This window comes from Rhizobium sp. CNPSo 3670 (genome assembly GCF_057784555.1).
The window spans coordinates 166,126-190,136 of sequence record NZ_JBXSOL010000013.1 but is presented as its reverse complement, the minus strand read 5'-3'; the positions used below and the strand labels follow the sequence as shown (position 1 = coordinate 190,136).

26 protein-coding genes are annotated in these 24,011 nt (G+C 62.4%); 12 read left to right on the top strand and 14 right to left on the bottom strand.

Annotated features, from left to right (window positions below; genetic code table 11):
* Positions 1-1,023 (top strand): PQQ-binding-like beta-propeller repeat protein (locus AC13QO_RS16220; RefSeq protein ID WP_488541219.1); only part of this gene is annotated, 1,023 nt, incomplete at its 5' end.
* A gap of 309 nt (positions 1,024-1,332) precedes the next feature.
* Here AC13QO_RS16220 and AC13QO_RS16215 read toward each other — a convergent pair.
* Positions 1,333-3,339 (bottom strand): BTAD domain-containing putative transcriptional regulator, encoded by a 2,007-nt coding sequence (locus AC13QO_RS16215; protein ID WP_488541218.1) that lies wholly within the window; start codon positions 3,337-3,339, stop codon positions 1,333-1,335.
* Between the two features lie 174 nt (positions 3,340-3,513).
* Here AC13QO_RS16215 and AC13QO_RS16210 point away from each other — a divergent pair, with 174 nt between their 5' ends.
* Positions 3,514-3,753: a DUF1127 domain-containing protein gene (locus AC13QO_RS16210; RefSeq protein ID WP_285193051.1), complete on the top strand. Its 240-nt coding sequence runs from the start codon at positions 3,514-3,516 to the stop codon at positions 3,751-3,753.
* A 28-nt stretch (positions 3,754-3,781) separates the two neighbouring features.
* Here the strand turns inward: AC13QO_RS16210 and bla are convergent, their stop codons facing one another.
* The 3 genes from bla to dmeR all read right to left on the bottom strand — a co-directional run bounded on the left by bla (position 3,782) and on the right by dmeR (position 6,137).
* Entirely contained in the window at positions 3,782-4,687 is a 906-nt protein-coding gene (gene bla, locus AC13QO_RS16205; protein ID WP_488541217.1) for a class A beta-lactamase, read from the bottom strand.
* 150 nt (positions 4,688-4,837) lie between these two features.
* On the bottom strand, positions 4,838-5,845 hold the full coding sequence (dmeF, locus tag AC13QO_RS16200; RefSeq protein WP_302750201.1) for a CDF family Co(II)/Ni(II) efflux transporter DmeF: 1,008 nt from the start codon (positions 5,843-5,845) through the stop codon (positions 4,838-4,840).
* 19 nt (positions 5,846-5,864) lie between these two features.
* Entirely contained in the window at positions 5,865-6,137 is a 273-nt protein-coding gene (dmeR, locus tag AC13QO_RS16195; protein WP_488541216.1) for a Ni(II)/Co(II)-sensing transcriptional repressor DmeR, read from the bottom strand.
* A 277-nt stretch (positions 6,138-6,414) separates the two neighbouring features.
* Between dmeR and AC13QO_RS16190 the strand changes: the two genes are divergently transcribed.
* Positions 6,415-6,909: a GNAT family N-acetyltransferase gene (locus tag AC13QO_RS16190; protein ID WP_085777450.1), complete on the top strand. Its 495-nt coding sequence runs from the start codon at positions 6,415-6,417 to the stop codon at positions 6,907-6,909.
* A 41-nt stretch (positions 6,910-6,950) separates the two neighbouring features.
* Positions 6,951-7,580 carry a glutathione S-transferase family protein gene (locus AC13QO_RS16185; RefSeq protein ID WP_488541215.1) on the top strand — a complete coding sequence of 210 codons (630 nt, stop codon included), beginning with the start codon at positions 6,951-6,953 and terminating at the stop codon, positions 7,578-7,580.
* A 48-nt stretch (positions 7,581-7,628) separates the two neighbouring features.
* On the opposite strand, the gene AC13QO_RS16180 is transcribed toward AC13QO_RS16185, so the two are convergent.
* From AC13QO_RS16180 to AC13QO_RS16170, 3 genes are all read right to left on the bottom strand, one after another.
* Complete coding sequence (locus tag AC13QO_RS16180; RefSeq protein ID WP_488541214.1) at positions 7,629-8,543, bottom strand: c-type cytochrome; 915 nt, start codon at positions 8,541-8,543, stop codon at positions 7,629-7,631.
* 86 nt (positions 8,544-8,629) lie between these two features.
* On the bottom strand, positions 8,630-9,070 hold the full coding sequence (locus AC13QO_RS16175) for a c-type cytochrome (RefSeq protein WP_488541213.1): 441 nt from the start codon (positions 9,068-9,070) through the stop codon (positions 8,630-8,632).
* 129 nt (positions 9,071-9,199) lie between these two features.
* A complete protein-coding gene (locus AC13QO_RS16170; RefSeq protein ID WP_285193044.1) occupies positions 9,200-9,835 on the bottom strand; it encodes a LysE family translocator in 636 nt (211 codons plus the stop codon).
* A 129-nt stretch (positions 9,836-9,964) separates the two neighbouring features.
* Here AC13QO_RS16170 and AC13QO_RS16165 point away from each other — a divergent pair, with 129 nt between their 5' ends.
* Positions 9,965-10,657: a helix-turn-helix transcriptional regulator gene (locus tag AC13QO_RS16165; protein ID WP_085777446.1), complete on the top strand. Its 693-nt coding sequence runs from the start codon at positions 9,965-9,967 to the stop codon at positions 10,655-10,657.
* Positions 10,658-10,916: 259 nt separating this feature from the next.
* On the opposite strand, the gene AC13QO_RS16160 is transcribed toward AC13QO_RS16165, so the two are convergent.
* Both AC13QO_RS16160 and AC13QO_RS16155 read right to left on the bottom strand, forming a co-directional pair.
* Positions 10,917-11,762, bottom strand: a complete 846-nt coding sequence (locus AC13QO_RS16160; protein ID WP_488541212.1) for a metallophosphoesterase — start codon at positions 11,760-11,762, stop codon at positions 10,917-10,919.
* A gap of 102 nt (positions 11,763-11,864) precedes the next feature.
* Positions 11,865-12,467, bottom strand: coding sequence for a superoxide dismutase (locus tag AC13QO_RS16155; protein WP_085777444.1), 603 nt, complete (start codon positions 12,465-12,467; stop codon positions 11,865-11,867).
* Positions 12,468-12,677: 210 nt separating this feature from the next.
* On the opposite strand from AC13QO_RS16155, the gene AC13QO_RS16150 reads away from it, so the two are divergent.
* From AC13QO_RS16150 to AC13QO_RS16140, 3 genes are all read left to right on the top strand, one after another.
* The gene (locus tag AC13QO_RS16150) at positions 12,678-13,004 is read left to right on the top strand and encodes a hypothetical protein (protein WP_488541211.1); all 327 of its coding nucleotides are present in this window, start codon (positions 12,678-12,680) and stop codon (positions 13,002-13,004) included.
* 197 nt (positions 13,005-13,201) lie between these two features.
* Positions 13,202-13,855 carry a class I SAM-dependent methyltransferase gene (locus tag AC13QO_RS16145; protein WP_488541210.1) on the top strand — a complete coding sequence of 218 codons (654 nt, stop codon included), beginning with the start codon at positions 13,202-13,204 and terminating at the stop codon, positions 13,853-13,855.
* Positions 13,856-13,914: 59 nt separating this feature from the next.
* Positions 13,915-14,646: a sulfite exporter TauE/SafE family protein gene (locus AC13QO_RS16140; RefSeq protein ID WP_488541209.1), complete on the top strand. Its 732-nt coding sequence runs from the start codon at positions 13,915-13,917 to the stop codon at positions 14,644-14,646.
* Between the two features lie 15 nt (positions 14,647-14,661).
* Here AC13QO_RS16140 and AC13QO_RS16135 read toward each other — a convergent pair whose 3' ends face one another.
* Positions 14,662-15,003 carry a nuclear transport factor 2 family protein gene (locus tag AC13QO_RS16135; protein ID WP_488541208.1) on the bottom strand — a complete coding sequence of 114 codons (342 nt, stop codon included), beginning with the start codon at positions 15,001-15,003 and terminating at the stop codon, positions 14,662-14,664.
* A 109-nt stretch (positions 15,004-15,112) separates the two neighbouring features.
* On the opposite strand from AC13QO_RS16135, the gene AC13QO_RS16130 reads away from it, so the two are divergent.
* Entirely contained in the window at positions 15,113-16,375 is a 1,263-nt protein-coding gene (locus AC13QO_RS16130; RefSeq protein WP_488541207.1) for a multidrug efflux MFS transporter, read from the top strand.
* Here AC13QO_RS16130 and AC13QO_RS16125 read toward each other — a convergent pair.
* Positions 16,337-16,954: a TetR/AcrR family transcriptional regulator gene (locus AC13QO_RS16125; protein ID WP_488541206.1), complete on the bottom strand. Its 618-nt coding sequence runs from the start codon at positions 16,952-16,954 to the stop codon at positions 16,337-16,339. The genes AC13QO_RS16130 and AC13QO_RS16125 overlap by 39 nt on opposite strands.
* Before the next feature lie 117 nt (positions 16,955-17,071).
* Between AC13QO_RS16125 and AC13QO_RS16120 the strand changes: the two genes are divergently transcribed.
* Positions 17,072-17,743, top strand: a complete 672-nt coding sequence (locus AC13QO_RS16120; RefSeq protein WP_488541205.1) for a glutathione binding-like protein — start codon at positions 17,072-17,074, stop codon at positions 17,741-17,743.
* A gap of 12 nt (positions 17,744-17,755) precedes the next feature.
* On the opposite strand, the gene nadE is transcribed toward AC13QO_RS16120, so the two are convergent.
* Positions 17,756-18,589 (bottom strand): NAD(+) synthase, encoded by an 834-nt coding sequence (nadE, locus tag AC13QO_RS16115; RefSeq protein ID WP_488541204.1) that lies wholly within the window; start codon positions 18,587-18,589, stop codon positions 17,756-17,758.
* A 458-nt stretch (positions 18,590-19,047) separates the two neighbouring features.
* A complete protein-coding gene (locus AC13QO_RS16110) occupies positions 19,048-19,935 on the bottom strand; it encodes a branched-chain amino acid aminotransferase (RefSeq protein ID WP_285193034.1) in 888 nt (295 codons plus the stop codon).
* A 245-nt stretch (positions 19,936-20,180) separates the two neighbouring features.
* Here AC13QO_RS16110 and AC13QO_RS16105 point away from each other — a divergent pair, with 245 nt between their 5' ends.
* Entirely contained in the window at positions 20,181-21,224 is a 1,044-nt protein-coding gene (locus AC13QO_RS16105; RefSeq protein ID WP_488541203.1) for a zinc-dependent alcohol dehydrogenase family protein, read from the top strand.
* A gap of 65 nt (positions 21,225-21,289) precedes the next feature.
* Here the strand turns inward: AC13QO_RS16105 and AC13QO_RS16100 are convergent, their stop codons facing one another.
* Complete coding sequence (locus AC13QO_RS16100) at positions 21,290-22,237, bottom strand: AraC family transcriptional regulator (protein ID WP_285193032.1); 948 nt, start codon at positions 22,235-22,237, stop codon at positions 21,290-21,292.
* Positions 22,238-22,479: 242 nt separating this feature from the next.
* On the opposite strand from AC13QO_RS16100, the gene AC13QO_RS16095 reads away from it, so the two are divergent.
* Positions 22,480-23,910: an extracellular solute-binding protein gene (locus AC13QO_RS16095; RefSeq protein ID WP_285193031.1), complete on the top strand. Its 1,431-nt coding sequence runs from the start codon at positions 22,480-22,482 to the stop codon at positions 23,908-23,910.
* Positions 23,911-24,011 lie beyond the last annotated feature (101 nt).

Sequence of the window (24,011 nt, the reverse complement as noted above, 5' to 3'; positions counted from 1 at the left end):
CTCGATATCGCCAGCGGCCAGCTGCGCTGGGTACGCCAGACCGTGCATCACGATCTCTGGGACATGGACGTCCCGGCCCAGCCGGCGCTGATCGATCTGACCAAGCAGGACGGCACCGTCGTTCCCGCCCTCGTCGGCCCGACCAAGCAGGGCGATCTCTATGTGCTCGACCGGCGCAGCGGCGAGCCGATCATCCCGACCAAGGAGATTCCGGCGCCCGGCGGCACAGTCTCGGGCGATCATACGTCGCCAACGCAGCCGATCTCCGACCTCACCTTCTCGCCGGAGCCGCTCAAGGAAAAGGACATGTGGGGCGTGTCGCTGTTCGACCAGCTGCTCTGCCGCATCGACTTTCATCGCTACCGCTACGAGGGCCGCTACACGCCGCCGTCGCTGAAAGGGACGATCGTCTATCCCGGCAATTTCGGCACCTTCAACTGGGGCTCGGTGGCGGTCGATCCGGAGCGGCAGATCATGTTCGGCATGCCGACCTATCTCGCCTTCACCTCGCGCCTGGTGCCGGCCGCCGACATCCCGCCGCGAGGACAGGACGAGAAAGGCAGCGAACAGGGGCTCAACCGCAATGACGGCGCACCCTACGGCGTCTTCATGGGTCCCTTCCTCGGACCGCTGCAGATCCCCTGCCAGGCGCCGCCATGGGGCTATGTCGCCGGTGTCGACCTGCGCACCGGCAAGATCGCCTATATGCACAAGAACGGAACCGTGCACGACATGACGCCGCTGCCGCTGCCCTTCAAGGTCGGCGTACCGGGCATCGGCGGCCCGATGCTGACCAAGGGCGGCGTCGCCTTCCTCGGTGCTGCGGTCGACAATTACCTGCGCGCCTATGACGTGACCAACGGACGCGAGCTCTGGCGGGCGCGGCTGCCGGCCGGCGGCCAGGCGACGCCGATGACCTATACGACCGACGACAACAAGCAATATGTCGTCATGGTCGCCGGGGGCCACGGCTCGGTCGGCACCACGCCCGGCGATTACGTGATCGCGTATACGCTACCGTGATGGGAAATCTTCTCGCGAGCTCCATGCGGCCGCCGCATGAGCCCCCCGGAAAGTGGAGCGTTTCGATCACCCGCGTTTCCCTCACATTCCGTCATCGCCGGGCCTGACCCGGCGATCCATGCTGCGGGCGCCGACTGGAGAGCTGACGTCCGGCGAAACCCACCCTGAAGTCAGGCGCATGGATGCTCGGGTCAAGCAAAAAGCGGATGCCGCGAGCCTCCATCGCCGGCCTCGGCGACATAGACGGCGGCACAACGGGGACCAGCGGAGCGGAAAGCGAATGGGGCAGAGGTCTCCTTCGCCGCATGCCTACTCCGGCAACCCCGCCATACGAAGTGCCTCTATATAGCGGTTACGGTCATCCGGTCGCCGGAACGGTGGGAGAATATCGGCGAGGTTCGAAAGCCGAAGCGCCGGATCCAGCAAGCGCAGGCGCGCAATCGTTTCCACTGCTTCCGCTTTCCGCCCGGCCATGGCGTGCCCCGCCGCCATCACCCGCATCGCGCTGGGGTAATTCGGCTGGTGGCGCAACGATTTTGCGGCCCAGACGGCGGCGTCCTCGTAACGACCGGCGCAGAAGTGAGCCAGGCCGGTGTTGAACTGCCAGGCAAACAGGCGCGGATCCACGGGGCTCAGCCTCATGGCGAGGGCAGCATGTTCGACGGCCTTGTCCGGCTCGCCCAGGCAGGCTCGCACCCAACTGCTGACCCCCAAGGCAACGGCCAGGTACGGGTTGAGGAAGAGCGCGCGATCGATGCAAGCCGCGCTGTCATCGAGGTCGCCGCCGACATAACCGAGCACATATCCGCCATAGGCGAGCGCGACTGCATCGTCCCAGCCGAGTTCGACGGCTCTTCTCGCCAGTTGGGTCGCCTCGGCAATTTCGTTGGCCGGATCGATCATCCAGCCATTGCTCTTGCGGGTCGCGTAGCATCGCGCCGCCCGGGCGTGGGCGATGGCAAAATCGGGATCGCGCTCGATTGCCTTCATGAATAGCCGCAGAGCCTCGTCGACGACTGATCTGTTGGTCACCGTCCGATCGAAGGCCGCCAGCCCGCGGAGATAATAGTCATAGGCGTCGAGGCTCTCGGTCGGCTTGCGTTTAGCCCGCTCGATCTCCGCCTCTTCCACTTTCGGCGTTATTGCGCCGACAATGCTGGATGCGACCTGATCCTGTAGATCGAACAGGTTCGCCAAGTTTCCGTCAAAACGGTCTGCCCAGAGATGCGCGCCGGTCGAGGTGTCGATGAGTTGTCCGGCGATACGAAGCCGGTCGCCCGCACGGCGCACGCTTCCCTCGACCACATAGTCCACGTCCAGCTCGCGCCCGACCCGCTTTATGTCGACGGCCTGCCCCTTGTAGGTGAAGCTCGAATTGCGGGCGATGACATAGAGGTGACGGAACTGCGCAAGAGCGATGGTGATATCCTCCACGATGCCGTCGGCAAAATATTCCTGCTCCACATCGCCGCTCAAATTCTGAAACGGCAACACCGCAAGGGATGGCCGATCATGATGTTTCGTCGGAGCGGAGAAGACCTGCAGCTGCGGCTCGACTGCGGCCGCGGCCCGCCGATCACCGGATCGCTGCCGCGGTTGCAGCGAGGCAGCCAGGGACGACATCTCCGCTTCGGGTTCGACATCCAGATGCTTCTTCAGGAGAGCTCGGCAGGTCTCGAACTGGCGCAAGGCCATGTTCTCGTGGCCGCGGAGAGTGTGGATCCGCATCAACGCCCTGTGAGCACCCTCCGCCGTCGGGTCAGAGGCGAGAAGCCTCTCGGCAAGCCCTTCACAGGGCGGTTCTTCCGCGGAGCCTGGTTCCAAGAGGGCAAGGCTCAAACGTTCCACGAGCTGCAGCGCCTTGCGCTGATATGTGCTTCGGTACGGTGCGAACCACTCAGCCAATTCATCCGGAATGGCTTCGCCTTCAAGCAGATCGCCGCGGTAGAGATCCGCTGCGGAGGCGAGATCTTCGCTCGCCCCCGTCCCCAGCTTCCGGTCGAAGAGCGAAATGTCGGCTTGATCGGGATCGACGAAAAGCGCCACCGTCTCCTGATCCCCTTCGATAGAGACGGTGCCGTCACTGCTCGCCGGGAACGACCGCCTGATGTCGACCAGCGCCTGCCGCAAACTATTGCGGGCCTGCTCATTACCTCGTCCCGGCCAGAAGGCTTCGGACAGCACCTCCCTGCGGCAGCCGCGGCGGCCTGCCAACGCCAGGGCAGCAAACAGCAGCGACGTCTTGCGCGTGGCGAAGCGGACTGGCCGGCCTTCTCCGGAGATGACCTCGAGACCGCCTAGCAACCTGATGCGCATAGAAAGCCCCCAGACTTTGAACCGCCGCTCGCAGAATAGCATTTGGGAAGACGAATTTAACACCGATTTAGCGGCGGCTTGTCGAAGTTTTCTTCCCGGTTCACGCTCAGCCGAACAGGCCGAAAACGCTCGTACGGCAGATTTCCACCCGCACATCACAAGTGGAGATCGGAAATGGCTCATACGGAAACACAGCCCATCGTCAGCGCGCCGACAAACCAGGTGGCTGGCCCCATGAACATAATCGCAAACCTGATCACTGGCCTGCAGGCGTGGCGACGGGCGGTCGTGAGCCGGCAACGACTGGCCGAGCTGACACCCGATCAGCTGAGAGACATCGGTCATCCGGAGGCCAATCGGCCCGTGCTCGAAATCAAAGCGGGCCTGATCACGAACTTGATGTCGATGCGGTAATCAATTGCTTCTGAAGCGATTTAACACATCACACCATCTCGGTGATCATCCTGCCGACTTCGGCAAAGATCGGGTTGAGATCCTTCATCGGCGCCGTCGCTTCGGCGATATAGACGGCAGCGACGATCGGCCCACGGTCCGGCGGCCAGATAACGGCGATGTCGCCGAGGGAGCCGTTCGGGCCGGTGCCGGTCTTGTCGCCGACCTTCCAACCGGCAGGCAGGCCGGCCCGCAGCCTTTCCTTACCCGTGGTGCTCGCCACCAGCCAGGCGATCAGCTTGTCGCAAGAGGCCCCGGTCAACACCGAGCCGAGCGTCAGATTGCCGAGCGTATCGAGCATCGCATCCGGTGCCGTGGTGTCGCGCGGATCGTCCTTGCGACCCTCGTTCAGTGTCGGTTCGGTGCGGTCGAGACGCGTGGTGCCGTCGCCGATCGAGCGCAGCCAGTCGGTCAGTGCCGGCGGGCCGGCGAAACTTTCGAGCAGCAGGTTGCCGGCGGTGTTGTCGCTGACCGTTACCGCCGCCTCGCAGAGTTCGGCGATCGTCATGCCGTCGGCACCGGCGTGTTTTTCGCTGAGCGGCGAATAGTCGACGAGCTTGTCCCTGCCGTAGGTCACCCGGCGCTCGAGGCTCTCCTGCCCCTTGTCGACGCGGGCAAGGACGAAGCCTGCCGCCAGCGCCTTGAAGGTGCTGCACATCGGAAAAGCTTCGCTGCCGCGATAGCCGAAGGAAATGCTCGTCTGGGTGTCGAGCACCGAGACGCCGAGGCGTCCGCCGGTGCGCTTTTCCAGCGCGGCCAGGCGATGCTCGATATTGTCGTCGCCCTCCCCCGCAGTTTCCTGTGCATTGGCCGCAAGCGCCAGCGTGGACAGGCCCAAAGCAGGCAGGCAGAGTGCCGAGCCGATCAGCATGCGGCGAGTAAGGCTGGGATCCATGAATTCCTCCGACGATTCGGAGAATAGAGCTAAGGACCGATTGCGGCGGCATCTCGTCCCCGCTGCAACTTGTTGTCGGCCGCTGCAACCTTGTTGTCAGCCGCTGCACCCTTGTTGAGTAGCGGCGATTCCGTCCTCCGCCCGCAGCAATCAGGCGGCGCGCGTGACCTCGACCGTCACATGCGACAATTCTTCCAGCGCCGAAAGCCTGTCCTTGTAAAAGGCCGGATCGCGCGGCTGCGAGGTGACGACCGCGACGATCGCTGCATGATGGCCGGGGCCGACCTGCCAGACATGCAGGTCGGTGATCCGATCCTCCTCTGTCTCGATCGCCTGGCGGATTTCGCCCGGCAGGATCTCGCCTTCGGGCATGACGTCGAGAAGGACGCCGCCCGACGATTTCAGCAGGCTCCAGGACCAATTGGCGATGACCAGGCCGCCGACGATGCCCATGATGGGATCGAGCCAGAGCCAACCATAGAGGCTGCCGAGGGTCAACGCCGCGATGGCGAGCACTGACGTGAGCGCATCGGCCATGACATGCAGATAGGCGGCGCGGATATTATTGTCGCCGGCCTCTGCGTGATGGTGGGCATGGTCGCCGTGACCGCCATGGCCGTGGTGGTGTGCGTGGTGCCCATGCGCGTGATGGCCATGCGCGTGCGCATGATGAGCATGCGCGGCATGACCGCCGCCGGCCAGCAGCCAGGCGCTGGCGAGATTGACGGCAAGGCCGATGACCGCAACGGCGATTGCCTGGGCAAAGCCGATCGGCACCGGATTGGAGAGGCGCAGCAGGCTCTCCCAGGCCATCAGCAGGGCGATCAGGGCAAGGACAATGGCGCTGGCGAAGCCGGCGAGATCGCCGAGCTTGCCGGTGCCGAAGGTGAAGCGCGGATTGCGCGCCTGCCGGCGGGCAAAGAGATAGGCGAGCGCGGAAATCAAAAGAGCGCTGGCATGGGTCGACATATGCCAGCCATCAGCGACGAGGGCCATGGAGCCGTAGACGGTGCCGGCGGCGATTTCCGCCACCATCATCACCGCCGTCAGCGCAATCACCAGCCAGATGCGCCGCTCGTTGCGCAAATGATCGGCGCCGAGGAACACATGATCGTGTTCGAGGGCTTTCACTTCGACTTTCCCGATCCCGGCATTCATTCCCAGGGTCCTTCTCTCATCAGCGGATATAGGTTCTCAGCACTTCAGATATTTCTTCGACCGCCTCGGCCCGGGCTCTGTCGTCCTTGGCATTGAGCACGTGCTCACGCAGGTGATCATCCAAAACCTCGCCGGTCAGCCCGGTCAGCGCGCCCCGAATGGAGGCGAGCAGTTGCAGGATTTCGCCGCAGGGGCGTTCAGCCTCGAGCGCCCGCTCGACCGCTTTCAGCTGCCCTTTCAGGCGGCTGACGCGGGCAACAAGCTTCTTCTTCTGCAGGGTGGTGTGAGACATCGCAAACCTTCAGGTAGCATAGGGGGGTATCCTATTGAGGTTCTCGGCTGGATTCAAGGTCTGAGATGTTTCAACGTCACGCGCTCACGCCATTGACAAATGCCGCGTTTGCGGCGATGGATGCTGCATGATCAAGAACGTGCACAAGAGCCGCTCGTATTTTTGGCTGTACCTGTAAAGGGCGGCCGGACAGATCATATTGTCAACAAGCCGCCGTCAGGCGGCTTTGTTGTATCGGCAGCGTCCTGACGGCAGATTATCAAAGGACGCGAAAACCATGACTGAAATCGAAGACAGCGAAATTTCACTGATGCGCCCATCGGTGGTGACGATCCGCGCCGCCAAGCCGCGCGACCTGCCCGAGCTCAACGAGATGATCGCGCTGCTTGCCGCCCATCATGGCGACGCGGCCGCGACGACGCCGGAGCAATTGGAGCGCGACCTGTTCGGCCCGCTGCCCTGGATCACCGCGCTTGTGGCAGAGACCAGCGAAGGGCTGATCGGCTATGCCATTCTCGTGCCGCTCTACAGGGCGCAGGAAGGCAAACGCGGCATGGACCTGCACCATCTCTTCGTGCGCGACGGCCATCGCGGCCACGGCACCGGTCAGCTGCTCGTCGACCGCGCCCGCGAGACGGCGCGCAATGCCGGCTGCGGTTACCTCTCCGTCAGCGCCGCTACCGGCAATGTGCTGGCGCATCGTTTCTACGAGCAGATGGATTTCACCCCGCGGCCGGTGACCGGCATGCGTTACATGCAGTCGATCGCATAACCCGCCCCGCGAGTCTAAGTCTGTGTTGATGAGGAGATTTCATGCCTGACTTCAAACTCCATTGCTTCGCTCTCTCGGGGAACGCCTACAAGGTCGCCCTCTTCTTCGCCCTTGCCGGCATCGAGTGGGAGAGCATTTTCGTCGATTATCTCGGCGGTGAAACGCGAACCGAACAATGGCGCGAAACCATCAACGAACAGGGCGAGGCGCCCGTGCTCGAACATGGGCAAACGAAGATCAGCCAATCGGGAGTTATCCTCGACTACTTGTCAGAGGTGACGGGGCAGTTCGGGGCGCAGTCAGCCGAAGAACGGCGCGAGATCATGCGTTGGATCCTTTTCGACAACCATAAATTCACAAGCTATTACGCGACGTTGCGGTTCATCTTTGGCCTTCAGAAGAGCGGCGAGACGCCGGTCGTCGAGTTTTTGAGGCTGCGGGCCAAGGCTGCTTATGCAATTGTCGACGGCCACCTTGCCCTCCGAGCCTTTATGGTCGGCAACCGGCTGACAATCGCAGACCTCTCCTTGGCAGGCTACGCATTCATGCCGGAGGAAACCGGGATCGATCACAGAGCCTATCCGGCGATCGCAGCCTGGAAAGACCGGATCAGCAGCATGCCAGGCTGGCGCCACCCCTATGATCTGATGCCGGGTCCCACCTCGCTTTAAACAATTTGAACAAGCGTCCTCGTCCGTCCGAATGGACGCACCGCCGCTTTAACGTCCCGGCACGGCCTTGAGATAGGCGGCAATCGCCTCGCGGTCGGCAGCCGGCAGGCGGGCGATATTGTGCTGCACATCGACCATCGAACCGCCGACGGAATCGAAATCGGGCGTGAAGCCGGTTTCGAGATAGTTGGCGATATCCGCCTCGCTCCAGCCGCCGATGCTCTTGGAGGCCGGGGTGATATCGGGGATGCGGCCCTTGCCTTCCGGATTGGGCGCGCCGGCAAGCCACTGATCTGCCTGGAAGCCGCCGAGCCCATTGCGCGGCGTGTGGCACTCGCCGCAATGGCCGGGGCCTTCGACGAGATATTGCCCGCGCTTGATCTTGTCATCGTTCTTGGCGAGCGCGACGCGCGGCTGATCGTTGAAATAGAGGAATTTCCAGCCGCCGAGCGCAAGGCGGATGTTGTAAGGAAAGGGCAATTCATGCGGGGGCGCGACGCTGGTGCTCTTCGGCAGGGTTTTCAGGAAGGCGAAGAGATCGTTGACGTCCTCGTCGCTCATGCGGGAATAGGAGCCATAGGGAAAGGACGGGTAAAGATGCTCTCCGCCCGGGGCGACGCCGCGCTTCATCGCATTGCCGAACTGGGCGAGCGTCCAGGCGCCGATGCCGGCCTTTTCATCCGGCGAAATGTTCGGCACGTGGAAGGTGCCGAAAGGGCTCTTCAGCGCCAGACCGCCCGCCAGCGTCAGCCTGGCATCGCCTTCGGAACCGGGTGCTGAATGACAGCTGACGCATCCGCCCGCCCAGAAGACCATCTCACCGTTTGCCGGATCCGGCGCGCCGAGACCGGCCCAATGGCTCTCCGGCAGCGGATCGGGCGCGGTAACGACATAGACGGCGCCGCCGCCGAGAACGGCGACGCCGATCAGACAGAGCAGTAATCGGATGAACCTGCGGACCATGCGCCGCCTCCCCTGTTGCCGACGTGACCCGCCGTCGATCGCAAATCAGGCGATCCGCGCCGGCGGAAATTGCTCAGGCCGGCTTATCATTCCTTAATACGATAGGCCTTGTGACAGCCGCCGCAATTGGCGCCGAGCGTATTGAGCGCGGCACCGACACCGGCGGCATCGGCCGGGAGCTGAGCGAGGGCGGTTTCCGCGTCGGTCGAGAGCTGTGCGGCGCGCGCCTTGAAGTCGTCCATGTTTTCCCAGACCTTCGGGCTGACCTCGGGATCATTCATATCGCTGCCCGGCTTGAACTGATCGGGGAAAACCTTGGCGGTGGCGGCGATCGTCGTCAGCGCCGACCTTACCGTCTCGGCATCATAGGGCTTCTCGCCCTTGGCGATGGCGGCCATCGCGCCCGCCGAACCGCCGATCTTCTTCATCAACGCAATGCGCGAATCATGGGTACCATCGGCGGCGGTCACCGAACCGAAGGCGATGGCGGCGATCGCTGCGGCGGCAGCTACTGCTTTCCAATTCATATTTCCTCTCCGTTTTCTTGAGACCAGGGCGGCCGCTGGCCAATCTGCACCGGGAGCATGACAAAATCCATGCGTCCAGGCAGTCACGTTTTGCCGGAGGGTCATAAAAGCAATGTGATAACCGGCGGCTCAGGCGGTTTTCCAGCCTTGCCAGAGGCTGAAGGCGGAGACCGCAACCAAAAGCAGTCCGGCGCAGCGGCCGACAAAGGCCGTGGCGTCGGGATTTGCCACCAGCAGATCGCGGCTGCGGCCTGCCGTCATCGCCAGCGTTCCGTAAACGGCAAACTGCGTGACGACGGTCATGGCGCCCATGATCAGCCCCTGCAGCCAGATCGGGCCATATTCAGGCTTGAGAAACTGCGGGTAGACGGCGAACATGAAAATATAGGCCTTGGGATTGACGAGACAGGTTACGGCGCCCTGGCGGAAGGCGCGCCAGCCGGAGCGCGCCGTCGCCGGTCCGACCGCCTCGACGGTGATCGAACTGCGCATCAGCGAAACGCCAATCCAGATCATATAGGCGACGCCGGCAAAGAGCAGCAGGTTGAAGAGCTGCGGCAGCATGGTGACGAGCACGCCGACGCCGGCCGCGCCATAGGCCGAATGCACGGCACCGCCCGCCATGATGCCGCCCGTTGCCGCCAGCCCCCGCCTGATACCGCCGGTCAGCGCGTTGGCAAGCACGAAGAGCATGTCCATGCCCGGCACGATGATGATGCCGAAGAGAAGGGTAAAGAAGAGCCAGAGGTTTTCATGGTAATTCATGTCAGTTGCCACCTTCAGTTCCACGGGCCATTTTCAAAAGGCCCCGATTGATTTCAATCCGATAGGCGGCTCTATACGCAAACCCAACTGACAGTGTATTGTCAGGAGCGTGAGAAATGGAGAGGCAAAATGCGCAAGGCCTCGCGGCTTTTCGAGATCATTCAGATCCTGAGGCTCGCCAGAAAACCGATGACGGCCGCTGTCATGGCCGAGACGCTCGAAGTGACCGTGCGCTCGATCTATCGCGACATCGCCGCCCTCCAGGCAATGCGGGTGCCGATCGAAGGCGGTCGCGGCATCGGCTACATCATGCGGCCCGGCTTCGACCTGCCGCCCCTGATGTTCTCGATCGAGGAGATGGAGGCGATCGTTCTGTCGCTAGCGCTGCTCGAACGCACGGCCGACGAGGAGCTGAAGCAGGCCGCCCGCAGGGTCAACCAGAAGATATCGGGCGCCGTGCCGGCGCCGCTTCGTGAGGCGATGAACAACAAGGCGCTTTATGCCTGGGGCTCGACCGCGCAGCCGGCTGCCATCGACCTTGCGGTCGTGCGCCGGGCGATCCGCGACGAACGCAAGCTGATGCTCGCCTACCGCGACGAACTCGGCCGCGCCAGCGAACGGACGATCCAGCCGATCGCGCTGATCTATTATTCGCAGACCGCCAATATCGTCGCATGGTGCGAATTGCGACAGGCGATCCGCAATTTCCGCAGCGACCGGGTGGAGGGTTGCGAGGAGGCCGACGATTTCTTCAAGGGCGACGGCGACCGGCTGCGGGATTTGTGGACGAGCGGGTGGACGGAGAAGGCTGCGGCGGTGTGAATCAGCCGCTTGGCCGATCGGCGATGCTCACATGCGCGTCGACGTGCCCCTCATCCGCCTGCCGGCACCTGCTCCCCGTAAACGGGGCGAAGGGGATATGCCGCGGCCCCTCCGTTCCTCACCAACCTCTTGTATGGCACGTCCCCTCGCCCCGTTTACGGGGAGAGGGTTAGGGTAAGGGGCAGCTATTGCACTGATCTGACGGCAGAGTGGCACAAGCCTGAGCAGGATGAAAAGACGTGCCGGCCCCGGTCGCAGCCTAATAAACCAGCGTGCGGCTCTTCTCGCGGCCGAAGCCGCGGATCTCGATGCGGTTAGGGTGCAGCTCGACGATGGCGAAGGCGTTCTGGTTCTCGGTGTCGACCACGCCCTTGAAGTTGACGAAGTGGCAGGCGCCGGCCTTGCCGTAATTGCCGACATGGTCGTGGCCGTTGAGATAGGCGACGACATGGGGCTGCGAGGCGAGCAGCGCGACGACGCGCTCGCTGTCCCACATGCCGTGCTCACCCGGCGGATACACCGGATAGTGGTTCATCACGATGACCTTCTCGCCGGCGGCAGCCGCGTTGGCGATCTCATCACCGAGCCAGGCGAATTGCTCGTCGCTCAATGCACCGTTCCAGTGATGGGCGTTCGCCGCCTCTTTGGCCTGCAGCTCCGCCAGCATCCGTGCGGCAAGAGCGCGATGCGGATGGTTTTCCGGCGGCGCGAAGGTGCTGACCTCGCTGCCGTCGAGGACGATGAAGCGCCACCCGTGACGGGAGAAGCTGTAATAGGGAGACGGCATGCCGAGACGAGCGGCTATTTCGGACAGATGCCCCGCGGAGACGGAGAAATCGTGATTGCCGAGCAGGAAGAGCGCCTCGTGCCTCAGCTTGCCGTAGACCGGCAGGATGTCGTCGAAGCTGGCGAAGCTGCGGTCGATGACGTCGCCGAGCGTCATGACGAAGCTCAACTCCTCGCCGTTGAAGATCTCGATCGCCTCGGCGACTTTGGTCAGGCTGTTGGCGTAATAGCGGTCCATGGCCGCGTGTGGGGCGACCGCCGCATATTGCGGGTCGGCGATGATGCCGAAGCGGAACAGAGGAACAGCAGAGGACGACATGGGGCGTGCTTAAGAGCGGCCGATGACAGGGCTGTGACGGCTATATGCGAAAAGAAAACACCCGGCGTTTGCGACGCCGGGTGTCGAAGCGGGCGAAGTCGCTTACTTCGTGGCTGCTTCATAGCGCTCCAGGACGTAGTCCCAGTTGATCAGGCTATCGATGAAGGCTTCGAGATACTTCGGACGCGCGTTGCGATAGTCGATGTAATAGGAGTGTTCCCAGACGTCGACGCCGAGGATCGGGGTGGCGCCGTGAACGAGCGGGTTTTCGCCGTTCGGGGTCTTGGAGATTTCGAGCTTGCCGTTCTTGACGGAAACCCAGGCCCAGCCGGAGCCGAACTGGGTGGCGCCGGCATTGGCGAAATCGGCCTTGAACTTGTCATAGCCGCCGAGATCGGAGGCAAAGGCCGCTTCGAGCTTGCCCGGCAGCTTGTTGCCGCCGCCGCCCTTCTTCATCCACTTCCAGAAATGGATGTGATTGTAGTGCTGGGCAGCGTTGTTGAAGAGGCCAGCATTGGTGCCGAAAGACTTCTTCACGACCTCTTCGAGCGAGAGATCCGAAAGGCCGGCTTCGGCGGCGAGCTTGTTGCCGTTGTCGACATAGGCCTTGTGGTGCTTGTCGTGGTGAAACTCCAGCGTTTCCTTCGACATGAAGGGGGCAAGCGCTTCGTAATCATAGGGAAGTTCAGGCAATTCGAAAGCCATGTCAGATCTCCTCTTGGCAATAGATTGCGTCCTCGGCAGGTGAGGCGGAACATAGGAGGGGAAAGGAGGAGAGGCAACCGGCGAAATATCAAAAAACACCCGGACGGAGGAAAATTTGCCTCAGTTTCAGGGCGGTATTCGAGTGTGCAAATCGGCCGCCACACCGCCGAAAACCGCCTCGTCGGCGACCGCTACCAATGGAGATCCGATATGAACAGGAATATAATCCCGCATCTTGCCATTGCCGCGCTTCCCTTTCTTGTCACTGCGGCCCGTGCCTCTTCGGACGAGGCCTGGAAACAGCTGGCAGCCGACGTGGAAGCCAAGTGCAGGAAGGCCGCGGTCGCGATCGAGAAGCCGAAGGCCGCCGTCGATCCCTTCGGCACCTCGCGTTACGGGCTGGCCCTGGTGACGGGAAAGCCGAAGGGGGCCAAGGGGCTCATCGTCCAGATCTGCGTCTATGACAAGCAGGAGAAATCGGTCGAGATCGGCAGCGCGATGGATGCTGAGAAGCTCGGGTTCACGCCAGCGAGATAATCGGCCATCGCGGCGGTTTGTGACTTCAGTCACGTTCCGAGCGGAACCCAACCCCGCTCTCAGGAGTTGAAGTTCTCAGTTTTTGGAGCGCCGCGCCTCTGTGAGAGGCGCTAAGGCGCTCTATGTTTGCGATAAACGCATGATTTACTCCGAGAATCGATTCCGATTCTCAGGTTCATGCGCAGGGAGGGTCAGGCATGTCGGAGCGTCGCAACAGGGCGGAAGATCAGCAGAAAATCTATCAGCGCTGGGCACCGGTTTATGATCGCGTCTATCGCGGCATCCTGCGCGACGGCCACCGCAAGCTGGCCGCACTTGCCGCCGCAGCCGGCACCGATATTCTTGAAATCGGCGTCGGCACCGGCCTGACGCTCGCCCACTATCCCAACCGGTGCCGGGTGACGGGCATCGACATTTCCGAACATATGATCGCACGGGCGCGCGAAAAGGTGCGGCGCGAAAATCTTCAGCATGTGCGTGCGCTCGAGGTGATGGATGCGCATGCGTTGCGCTTTGCCGACAAGTCGTTCGACGTGGTCTGCCTGCCCTTCGTCATCACCCTCATTCCCGAGCCCGAGCGGGCGCTGGACGAATGTGCCCGGGTGCTGCGGCCGGGCGGCGAGATCATCCTGGCGAGCAAGCTCGGCGACGGCGCGGGTCTGCAAGGTGTGATCGAGGCGGCGGTGGCGCCGCTGGTGCGCCATATCGGCTGGTCGTCCGCCTTCCGAATCCACCGCATCGTCGCCTGGGCCGAGCGTCGCGGCGATTTTTCAACAACCGATATTCTGCCGGTTTTTCCGAACGGCTTTTTCAAGATCGTCCGCCTGAAGCAGCGCGGCTTTTCCTCCTGACACCAGAAGATTTTTCCGCATCGCCGATCCTGACGCTACCGTTCGCCTGAGGGGACCGCATGACATCGGATATCTTCTTCTTCATCGCTGTCGGCTTCTGCGCGCAGATCGTCGACGGCGCGCTCGGCATGGCCTTCGGCGTGCTGTCGACGACGAGCCTGCTGGCCTTTGGGGTGCCAGCGGCCAATGCCAGCGCCATGACGCATGTGACGGAAATGTTCACGACGGCGGCATCGGGCCTGTCGCATGCCTATCATCGCAATGTCGACTGGCGGCTGGTGGCGCGTCTCGCCCCGGCCGGCATGATCGGCGGCGCGATCGGCGCCACTCTGCTTGCCAATATCAACGGCAAGGTGATCGAGCCCTTCGTGTCGGCCTATCTGATCGCGATTGGGCTCCTGATCCTATACAAGGCCTTCCGACCGCAGAACAGGCGCGAGGTGCGGGACTGGGCCGTGCCGCCCGTCGGCTTTTGCGGTGGCCTGCTCGACGCGATCGGCGGCGGCGGGTGGGGTCCTGTCGTCACCAGCACGCTGATCGGGCGCGGCCATGATCTGAAGCGGGTGATCGGCTCGACGAATTTCACCGAATTCGCGGTGACGCTGACGATTTCGATCACCTTCGTCGTGACGCTCGGGTGGTCTGAGCTTAATTCGGCGATCGGCCTCATCATCGGCGGCGTCATCGCCGCCCCTTTTGGCGCCATCCTCGTCAAGCGCCTGCCGGTGCGGGCGCTGATGGTGGCGGTCTCGATGGTCATCATCACGACGTCGGCGTTGCGGATCTTCTAATGCCGTTTCGCCGGGTCAGAGATTGCGGCCGAAATAGACCTCCACGGAGGCGATCCTGTCGCCGCGGAAACGAAGGCTTTCCATATTGGCGAAGCTTGCGCCATCCAGTTTTTCAGCGCGGTAGCGAACAGCAGCCTCGTCGCCGTCAATCGCCAGGAATTCGTGGATCGCGCGGAAGAGTGGCTCCTTCGGCCAGCAGCGCTCGAAATAGGCGGCTCGATCGATATGATCGTCGCGCGGGCTGGAAAAGGTGAAATCCTCCGTCAGCATCGCGCCGGCAATATCCTTGCGGTCAGCGAGATAGGCGCTGTAGAGATCACGGACGGTCTGCGCCCGTGTCGGGATCATGGCGTTCATGGCATGTCCTCCGATTGACTGATTGCATACGCAATCGGATCTGTCCTAGCACTTTTCGCCGAGATGATCCAGATTGCGGCGCAACCGCGCTACAGGATCAACGCAAGCAATGACAGACACACAATGGGACGCCGGTGTCAGGCCGGGCTCCATCTATTGGAAGCGCAATCTCGCCGTCTCGCTGATCGGCTCCTTCACGACGATCGTGGCGATGACGCTGCTGCTTCCCTTCCTGCCGCTCTATGTCGAGGAACTCGGCGTGACCGACCATGCGGCGATCGTGCAATGGTCGGGCATCGCCTATGGCGCGACCTTTCTTGCCGCGGCGCTGGTTGCGCCGCTCTGGGGGCGGCTCGGCGACATCTACGGCCGCAAGCTGATGCTGGTGCGCGCCAGCCTCGGCATGACGCTGGCGATTTCGCTGATGGGCATGGCCGGCGATGTCTGGCAGCTGGTGGCGCTGCGCCTGTTCGTCGGGCTTGCCGGCGGCTACTCCTCCGGCTCGATGGTGCTGGTGGCGACGCAGACGCCGAAGGACCGCTCCGCCTGGGCGCTCGGCGTGCTCTCCTCCGGCATCATGGCCGGCAATCTCGTGGGGCCGCTGATCGGCGGAGCGCTGCCGCCGATCATCGGCATCCGCGGCACGTTTCTCGCCGCCGGCGGCATGATCTTTTTCGCCTTTCTCGCCACCACCTTGCTGATCAAGGAGGAGAAGTCGCCGGATCGCCGCCAGGCGGCCAAGGCGAGCGGCGGCTGGAAATCCATCGCCGACAGGCGGCCTGTTATCGCCATGCTGGCGACCGGCATGCTGCTGATGCTCGCCAATATGTCGATCGAGCCAATCATCACCGTCTATGTCGCCGAGATCGTCCCCGTCGAAGCGCAAGTGACGATGATATCCGGTCTCGTCATGTCGGCTGCCGCCCTCGGCAGCATTCTTTCGGCCTCCTGGCTCGGCAGGCTCGCCGACAGGATCGGCCACTGGCCGGTCATAGCAGGCGCGCTCGCCGTCGCGGGCCTGCTACTGACCCCGCAGGCCTTCGTCACCAGTTCCTGGCAGCTAATCCTCCTGCGTTTCCTGATGGGTGCAGCCCTCGGCGGGCTTCTGCCCTGCATCGCCGCCGTCATCCGCCATAGCGTGCCCGACAGCGCCGCCGGCAGCATTCTCGGGCTTTCCGTCTCCTCGCAATATGTCGGCCAGGTGGCCGGCCCTGTCCTCGGCGGCTTCGTCGGCGGGCATATCGGCATGCGGGCAGTTTTCCTCGGCACCTCGCTGCTGCTTGTGGCGGGTGCCGCCTATGCCTGGGCGGTACGGCCGAGGGATACGGAGACATCAAACATGCGTGCTTCCGCAGATCAGCTCGACGCCTGAGCGGGCGATCGCCTCCAGCGTTTCGCGGCTGTCGCCGGCGCGGGCGCGCACGGCGAGCGAATGCATGACGGCGGAAGCGAGCCTTGCCAGCGCCAGCGGGTCGGCGCTTTCGGGAAGCTCGCCCCTTTCAACGGCAATGCGCATGCGCTTTTCGATCTCACCGTCGAAATCGTTCAGGCTGCGGCCGAGCACCTCGCGCACACGCTCATGTTCGACAGCCTCGACCGAAGCGGTGCCGATCAGCAGACAGCCGCGGGCGGCGGTTTCGCCATGCAGGTAGATCGCCAAAGCACCGGCATAGACGCGCGCGAGATTGTCGCGCAGCGGCAGCGACGGATCGAGCGCTTGCTTCAGGACGTCCATGCCATCCTGCCGATAGGCCTCCAGCGCATCGAGATAGAGGGCCTCCTTATCGCCAAAGGCGCCGTAAAGGCTTGGGCGGTTGAGGTTGGTCGCGGCACTGAGATTGTCCAGCGAGGCGGCGGCAAAGCCCCTGTCCCAAAAGACATCCCGCGCCTTGCCGAGCGCCACCTTGGCGTCGAAGGCCCGTGGGCGGCCGCGCTTCTTCTGATCATTCATATTTGTACCACTTCGCAATAAATTCTTGACGAAAGCCATTTTATGCGAAACAGTACAAATGTCCAATCATTACGGCGGGCGGAATCTCGCCGCCTCCGCAAACAGGGGAAACCGACGATGAAACTCTATATGCACGCCGCGGCCTGCTCGCTTTCGCCGCACATCATCTGCCGGGAGCTGGGACTCGACATCGAGCTCGTCCAGGTCGACCGGAAAACCCACAGAACAAGCAATGGCGAAGATTACCTTGTCATCAATGGCAACGGCTATGTCCCGGCGCTGATGCTCGACGACGGAAAGGTACTGACCGAAGGACCGGCGATCGTGCAGTTTCTGGCGGAAGGCTCGACCCTGCTGCCGGAAGTCGGCGACATCAGGCGCAACGAGGTTCAATCCTATCTCAATTTCATCACGGCCGAACTGCACAAGCCGATGGTGCTGCTGTTCAATCCGATCTATTCCACCGTGCATGAGGAGATCCGCGCGCTGATCTCGAAACGGCTTGCCTGGCTGAACGATCGTTTCACCGCACCCTACCTTGCCGGCGATGCCTTCACCGTGGCCGACGCCTATCTGTTCGTCTGCCTCAACTGGTCGCCCTGGATCGACATCGATTTGAAACAATGGCCTGATCTGCACGGCTTCATGGCTCGCGTCGCGGCGCGTCCCAAGGTGCGCGAGGCGCTGCAGGCGGAAGACCTTCAGGCCTTCGATGCCGACGGCGTCTACTTCGCCCCGCAAGCCTATCTTGCCTCGGCCGGACGGGCGGGCGAGCCAGTACGGCCGTAGCGCCGGCCGCTCTCAGAGTGCGTTGACGGCAACCGGCAGGGCGCGCTTATGCGCCGTCGCCCGATAGGCGGCAAGGATCCGGCGGCGAGCAATCTCGCCGACCGGCTTGCCTTCAAGAAAATCGTCGATCTCGTCATAGGTGACGCCATAGGCCTCCTCGTCGGGACGCAGCGGCCGCTGATCCTCGAGATCGGCGGTCGGCACCTTGAAGACCAGTTCGTCCGGGGCGCCGAGCCGCTTTGCCAGCAAGCGGACGCGGCGCTTGTTGAGGCCGGCAAGCGGCAGGATATCGGCCGCACCGTCGCCGAACTTGGTGAAGAAGCCCATGACCGCCTCGGCCGCGTGATCCGTGCCGATGACGAGACCGCCGAGCGCGCCGGCCAGAGCGAACTGGGCGATCATCCGCTGGCGCGCCTTGATATTACCGAGGATGAAATCCTGTCGGCCGGCATCGGCGAAAGCGAGGCCGCCGTTTTGAGCGGCGGCCAGCATCGCATCCGCCGCCGCCTTGATGTTGACCACCATTGATCGGTCGGCGCCGATCGTGGCAAGCGCCCGCTCCGCATCGGCCTCGTCCGCCTGGACGCCATATGGAAGGCGCACGGCAATGAATTCTGCCGAGTGGCCACTGTCGCGCAGCTCCCGCACGGCCCTCTGAGCGATGAGCGCCGCCGTCAGCGAATCGACGCCGCCGCTGATGCCGAGCACATAGCCGCGCATGCCGGAAGCGACGAGATAATCCTTGAGAAATTCGGTTCGCCGCTCGATCTCGTGCTCGGGATCGATCTCGGCGGCAACGCCAAGCTCACGGATGATCTCGCCTTGTTCGTCGGACAGCACGGTCATGGGTCGTTTCCTCGGTGTTATGGAGTTCGCGGGCACTATGGCGGTAGGAAAGCGAAGCGGTTTCGGGCACGCCCGCCCTGCATAGTCGAGCGAGTGTTTAACGTTTTCAATCGGCGAAGCCGAAATGATTGCGTGACGACATTGTTCCCGACGAACTGCAACCTGCGTGAGGCCAGATGCAACGGGCATCTCAAACGCTCGTTACGTTGTCTTCGCTGAACGATTGATGACCGATTGCCGGCGTGGGACTGTTCCGCTTGGTGGGGCCGACGCGGATCTCCATTTTGCCACGCATGCCAGACGGCCTTCCAGTCCCCGAGGTTCGCAGTTTGTAATCGCTTATTGGGTCGATTACTCCCGCTTCGCGGGACCTCTCCGGCCCCTACACTTGCGCTCCGGGCGTTCGCAGTTGCAATCGATTCACCGGATCGATTGCTTCGGCTGCGCCGAACCACTGCTCACTCCTCGCTATCGCTTCGGCCGTGGGCCCAATTCATGTAGAGTTCCAGCGCCTTGCGGCTGACCGGGCCTTCCTGGAGATTGCGGTCGTCGAGGCGGGTGACGCCGACGACTTTGGAATAATTGCCTGTCGTGAAGATCTCGTCGGCTGCGAGGAAATCTTCGACCGAGAGCGTGGCTTCCACAACGTCGAATCCGGCCTTGCGCAAGAGGCCGATGACGCGGGCGCGGGTGATGCCGGCGAGAAAGGTGCGGTTGGCAGCCGGCGTCATCACCACGCCGTCGCGCACCAGGAAGACGTTCGAGGAGGCGGTTTCGACGACGTTGCCATTGAGGTCGCGCACCAGCGCATTGTCGAAGCCGCGGCTGCGGGCCTCGGCGATCATGCGGCCGCTGTTCGGATAGAGCGAGCCGGTCTTGGCCTCGGTCATCGCTGTTTCCGGCGAAGGACGGCGATAGGGCGAAACAGTGAGGCTGGTGCCGCCATGGCCGCCCATCGGCGCCTCGAACAGGCAGAGTGCGAAGCGGGTCGATTCGGCATCGACGGAGACGACGCTGCCGGGCGAACCGTGTTCGCCCCAATACATCGGCTTGATATAGATCGCCGTGGCGCCATCGAATTTCGCAACCCCCTCCCAGGCGAGTGCGGCGATCTCCTCGGCCGACTTCACCGGCTTCAGCCCCATGGCAATCGCGGAACGGTTGACGCGCTGGCAATGCAGGTCGAGATCCGGCGCTATGCCGTCAAACCAGCGGGCGCCGTCGAAGACCGAGGAGCCGAGCCACATGGCGTGCGACGTCGGCCCGATCAGCGGCGGATTACCGGGGAGCCACTCCCCGTCGACATGAGTCCAGGTGGTTGAACGCGGTGATGTATCGACGGCCATGCTGCCCTCCCCTATCAAGTCGGGAAAGCAAAAGCCGCAGCGGCAAGTCCGGTCAAGGACAAATCCGGGCGGGAAATGCGGAAGCAAGAAAATGCCGGAGGACGCCGCGCAGCCGCAATATTCGTGCGCGGCGACGGGAGCTTCGGCGATGGTTGCATCAGCAAAAATGATGGAATGAATGTTGGATCGGCCAGCTGCCGCATGCGATGATGACGAACCGCGGGATAGCTGCAAGGGAGACGCCGATGAAAGCCATGTTCTACGAAGCCTTCGAACAGGCGCCCGAAATCCGCACCCTGCCCGATCCCACGCCTTCCGAGGACGGTGTCGTCATCGCGGTCGGCGCAAGCGGGCTCTGCCGCAGCGACTGGCACGGCTGGATGGGCCACGATCCCGATATCCGCCTGCCGCATGTGCCTGGACACGAGCTTGCCGGGCGCGTCGTCGCCACCGGCCGTGGCGTCATGCGCTTCAAGGTCGGCGACCGGGTGACCGTGCCCTTCGTTTCCGGCTGCGGCCATTGCTCGGAATGCCATTCCGGCAACCAGCAGGTCTGCCCGAACCAGTTCCAGCCGGGCTTCACCCATTGGGGCTCCTTCGCTGAATATGTGGCGATCGATTATGCCGACACCAATCTGGTGCATTTGCCCGATGCGATCGAGGATGCGACGGCGGCAAGCCTCGGCTGCCGCTTCGCCACCTCGTTTCGCGCCGTCGCCGACCAGGCGCGCACCGGGCCCGGCGAATGGATCGCCGTGCATGGCTGCGGCGGCGTCGGCCTGTCGGCGATCATGATCGCCACCGCACTCGGCGCCAATGCGATCGGCATCGACATATCTGAGGAGAAACTCGCCTTCGCGCGCGAATGCGGCGCGGTGGCGACGGTCAATGCGTCTGATGTCGCCGACGTGGCCGAAGCGGTGCGCGAGATCACCAAGGGCGGCGCGCATGTCTCGATCGACGCGCTCGGTCATCCCGCCACCTGCTTCAATTCGATCAAGAATCTGCGCCGGCGCGGCCGGCATGTGCAGGTAGGGCTGATGCTCGGGGAATACGCCACCCCGCAGATTCCGATGGCGCAGGTGATCGGCCACGAACTGGAAATCTACGGCAGCCACGGCATGCAGGCCTGGCGCTATGACGCGATGCTGGCCATGCTTTCGGCCGGCAAGATCGCCCCGCAGAAACTGATCGGACGCCGCGTCAGCCTCGAGGAGGCCGTGCCGGCGCTGATGGCTCTCGACAAGGCGGAGGCGACAGGGATCAGCGTGATTACGCGGTTTTCATAGGGAGCGTCCGAGTCTGGGCATAAATGAAGTCGCAAGGAGAGAATACATCTTCTCCTCTTTGAGTATCATCGACCGACCGCTAGACTCACTGCACTGGGCATATAATCTGTCACTGCCTGAGGTAACGGAACGGTTCTGCGGTTGGTGGACAGTTTCCGGTATTTTGACGGTGTTAGGTTGTGGTGGCGGAGAAACACCCGGTTGAAATTTGAAAGATTGCGATAGCCCACCTCGAAGCAGATGTCCGTTATCGGCATAGAGGTATCGGTCAATAGCTGGCCCGCCTTCCAGATACGAAGCTTGTTGACGTGGTCGGTGAAGCTGTGGCCGCTGTTTTTCTTGAAGAATCGCGAGAAGGCGCTGTCGCTCATGCCGACCATGCGAGCCATATCAGGCAACCGGATATCCTCCGACAGGTTGGCGAACAGATATGCGAAGACCTGTTGCAGGGCTTCGAGCGAACCATAGCTCAGGTCCGGCACGTAAGCCTCCGAAGACAGTATATCGAACTCGTCGGTGTCCCGCAGCAGCGAGAGCAATGACAGGAAGGTCGAAAGCCGCACCGAGCCGGACTGGAACTCCATGTCGAGTATCAGCGCCTCCGCCTGATCCCGCGCCCGGCCCTTGAAGGAGAGCCCCCGCTTTGCGCGAGCGAGAAAGTCACGTAGCCCCGCCAGTTCCGGCAGGAAGGCCGAAGCCTGCTCCAGCTTGGCCGGCAGAAACTGGATGACGATGTCACGTCCTGGAATGCGCTCATCCGGCCCGAGCGGCGTCACCCAGTCGTGCGGCAGGTTGCTTCCGATGACGGAAATATGGCCCGGGGTGAACGCGCCTACATGATCGCCTGCAAGTAGGACGCCGCTGGCGTTGGGAATATAGTGGATCTCCACCTCCGGGTGGAAATTCCAGACGTTGCGTTCCCACGGATAGTCGTCGCGGCGCCAGAGGAACGACTCGTCCGCGCCGGTCAAGACATATTCAAATCTCGCGACCGTCGGCGAAATAACTGACATTGCGCACATTCTCCCGTGCCTCCCAGCATGCCCCATACGCCGACAATCAATATTAGATTGTGCAACGCACACAAGAAATCATGAATAAATTCGGTATTTCGCGCATGAGAGTATCAGTATTGCGCAACGGCCGCGCTTGTGTCCACCCGTTCTTTCTACAACTATTGTGGTCCGTTGGGCGTCTTGGAGGAGAGTTTAGACGCACAACCGGACCGACTTTGCGATCCAAATGGAGGAGAACAATGAACAGTTTCGTCAAAGCCGTGGGCGTCGGCTTCATTTCGCTTGGCCTTTGGAGCTCGACCGCTCTTGCTCAGGATTCCTGGTGGAAGACTGCCGCCCAGCCCTATCAGGGCGCAACCATCCGGGGCATCTCGGAATCGACCCCAGCATCGAAATATGTCGAGCAGGTGCTCGGTCCGAAGTTCACCGAAGAGACCGGCATCAAGGTCGAATTCGAGGCGACATCCTGGGACCAGATGTACGACAAGGCGATCAAGGACATGGAGGCCAATACCGGCATCTATGACTTCGTCTATATCGAGCAGGACATCGTATATACGTATCTGGCCCGCAACTTCCTGGTCGATATCACCAAGTCGCTCGCCGATAATGCGAAAATCGCTTCGCCGGACTTCAAGCCGGAGAATTTCACCACTTTCCTGAACTATTTCAAGGATCCGAAGTCGGGCAATGTCATGGGTGTTCCCATGGAAGCATTCATCAAGCCTTATCTCTACCGCAAGGATCTTTTCGATGATCCGGCGATCCAGAAAGCCTACAAGGATTCCACCGGTGCGGATCTGAAGCCCGCGACGACGCATGAAGAGTATACCCAGATCGCCAAGTTCTTCACCGAATACGGCGCAGACAAGGAGCTCTGGGGAACCACCGTACAGGCCTCGTCGAGCCACCCCGCCGCCTTCTACGAATTCTTCGAGTCGGTCGCGCCGACCTTCGGCGTGTACAACTGGGGCATCGATGGCACGACCTTCGCGGCCACCGAAGCGAACGGCGGCCAGATGAACTCCGCCGCCGCGAAGAAGGCGCTCAACTACTGGATCGGCCTGCTGAAATACGCGCCGCCGGAATCGACGTCGTCCACTTGGGACGAGGTTGCCGGGACATTTGCCGCCGGCCGCGCAGCCCAAGGCCTCGTCTACGGTGAAAACGCTGCCTGGATCGCTACCGACGAAAGCAAGTCGACCGTCGTCGGCAAGGTGGGTGTGGCATTGCCTCCCGTCGAGGCGGGTGTCATGGAGGCAGCCGAATCCGGCAAAGGATATATCGGCTATTACGATGGTGGCGCGTTCGGCATCCCCCATTCGTCCAAGAACAAGGACGCGTCGCTGCTATTCCTGCAGTATATCGGTCAGGCTTCAGTGCAGACCGACTGGGCGTTGGCCGGCTCCCGCATCGTCATGAACTCGACCTACAACGATCCCAAGATCGTCGATCAGGACAAGAAGATGAACGGCTACTACACGCTGATGCGTGAGGATGGAAAGCTGTTCGCCGGAGCGCCGCCGTTCCCGTTCCACGCGCAAGTTCTGCAGGTAGTCGCGCCATTTATCTACAAAGCGATCGTCGGTGAGATCAAGCCGGACGATGCGTTGGACCAAGCCGCCACCGCAGCCGAAGCTGAACTCGTGAAGCTCGGCTACCGCAAGTAAAAGACCGCACCTCCCAAGCGGTTGGCGGCCGCCTTCAGCAAGGTGGCCGCCCCTTTCCTGACTGCGGTTTTCGGGCCTGCCCGCGGCGCTGGTAGTCAGGC

Coding starts and splice junctions, on each gene's coding strand:
- AC13QO_RS16215 (WP_488541218.1), bottom strand. CDS start 3,339: ATGCGCATCAGGTTGCTAGGCGGTCTCGAGGTCATCTCCGGAGAAGGC.
- AC13QO_RS16210 (WP_285193051.1), top strand. CDS start 3,514: ATGGCTCATACGGAAACACAGCCCATCGTCAGCGCGCCGACAAACCAG.
- bla (WP_488541217.1), bottom strand. CDS start 4,687: ATGGATCCCAGCCTTACTCGCCGCATGCTGATCGGCTCGGCACTCTGC.
- dmeF (WP_302750201.1), bottom strand. CDS start 5,845: ATGAATGCCGGGATCGGGAAAGTCGAAGTGAAAGCCCTCGAACACGAT.
- dmeR (WP_488541216.1), bottom strand. CDS start 6,137: ATGTCTCACACCACCCTGCAGAAGAAGAAGCTTGTTGCCCGCGTCAGC.
- AC13QO_RS16190 (WP_085777450.1), top strand. CDS start 6,415: ATGACTGAAATCGAAGACAGCGAAATTTCACTGATGCGCCCATCGGTG.
- AC13QO_RS16185 (WP_488541215.1), top strand. CDS start 6,951: ATGCCTGACTTCAAACTCCATTGCTTCGCTCTCTCGGGGAACGCCTAC.
- AC13QO_RS16180 (WP_488541214.1), bottom strand. CDS start 8,543: ATGGTCCGCAGGTTCATCCGATTACTGCTCTGTCTGATCGGCGTCGCC.
- AC13QO_RS16175 (WP_488541213.1), bottom strand. CDS start 9,070: ATGAATTGGAAAGCAGTAGCTGCCGCCGCAGCGATCGCCGCCATCGCC.
- AC13QO_RS16170 (WP_285193044.1), bottom strand. CDS start 9,835: ATGAATTACCATGAAAACCTCTGGCTCTTCTTTACCCTTCTCTTCGGC.
- AC13QO_RS16165 (WP_085777446.1), top strand. CDS start 9,965: ATGCGCAAGGCCTCGCGGCTTTTCGAGATCATTCAGATCCTGAGGCTC.
- AC13QO_RS16160 (WP_488541212.1), bottom strand. CDS start 11,762: ATGTCGTCCTCTGCTGTTCCTCTGTTCCGCTTCGGCATCATCGCCGAC.
- AC13QO_RS16155 (WP_085777444.1), bottom strand. CDS start 12,467: ATGGCTTTCGAATTGCCTGAACTTCCCTATGATTACGAAGCGCTTGCC.
- AC13QO_RS16150 (WP_488541211.1), top strand. CDS start 12,678: ATGAACAGGAATATAATCCCGCATCTTGCCATTGCCGCGCTTCCCTTT.
- AC13QO_RS16145 (WP_488541210.1), top strand. CDS start 13,202: ATGTCGGAGCGTCGCAACAGGGCGGAAGATCAGCAGAAAATCTATCAG.
- AC13QO_RS16140 (WP_488541209.1), top strand. CDS start 13,915: ATGACATCGGATATCTTCTTCTTCATCGCTGTCGGCTTCTGCGCGCAG.
- AC13QO_RS16135 (WP_488541208.1), bottom strand. CDS start 15,003: ATGAACGCCATGATCCCGACACGGGCGCAGACCGTCCGTGATCTCTAC.
- AC13QO_RS16130 (WP_488541207.1), top strand. CDS start 15,113: ATGACAGACACACAATGGGACGCCGGTGTCAGGCCGGGCTCCATCTAT.
- AC13QO_RS16125 (WP_488541206.1), bottom strand. CDS start 16,954: ATGAATGATCAGAAGAAGCGCGGCCGCCCACGGGCCTTCGACGCCAAG.
- AC13QO_RS16120 (WP_488541205.1), top strand. CDS start 17,072: ATGAAACTCTATATGCACGCCGCGGCCTGCTCGCTTTCGCCGCACATC.
- nadE (WP_488541204.1), bottom strand. CDS start 18,589: ATGACCGTGCTGTCCGACGAACAAGGCGAGATCATCCGTGAGCTTGGC.
- AC13QO_RS16110 (WP_285193034.1), bottom strand. CDS start 19,935: ATGGCCGTCGATACATCACCGCGTTCAACCACCTGGACTCATGTCGAC.
- AC13QO_RS16105 (WP_488541203.1), top strand. CDS start 20,181: ATGAAAGCCATGTTCTACGAAGCCTTCGAACAGGCGCCCGAAATCCGC.
- AC13QO_RS16100 (WP_285193032.1), bottom strand. CDS start 22,237: ATGTCAGTTATTTCGCCGACGGTCGCGAGATTTGAATATGTCTTGACC.
- AC13QO_RS16095 (WP_285193031.1), top strand. CDS start 22,480: ATGAACAGTTTCGTCAAAGCCGTGGGCGTCGGCTTCATTTCGCTTGGC.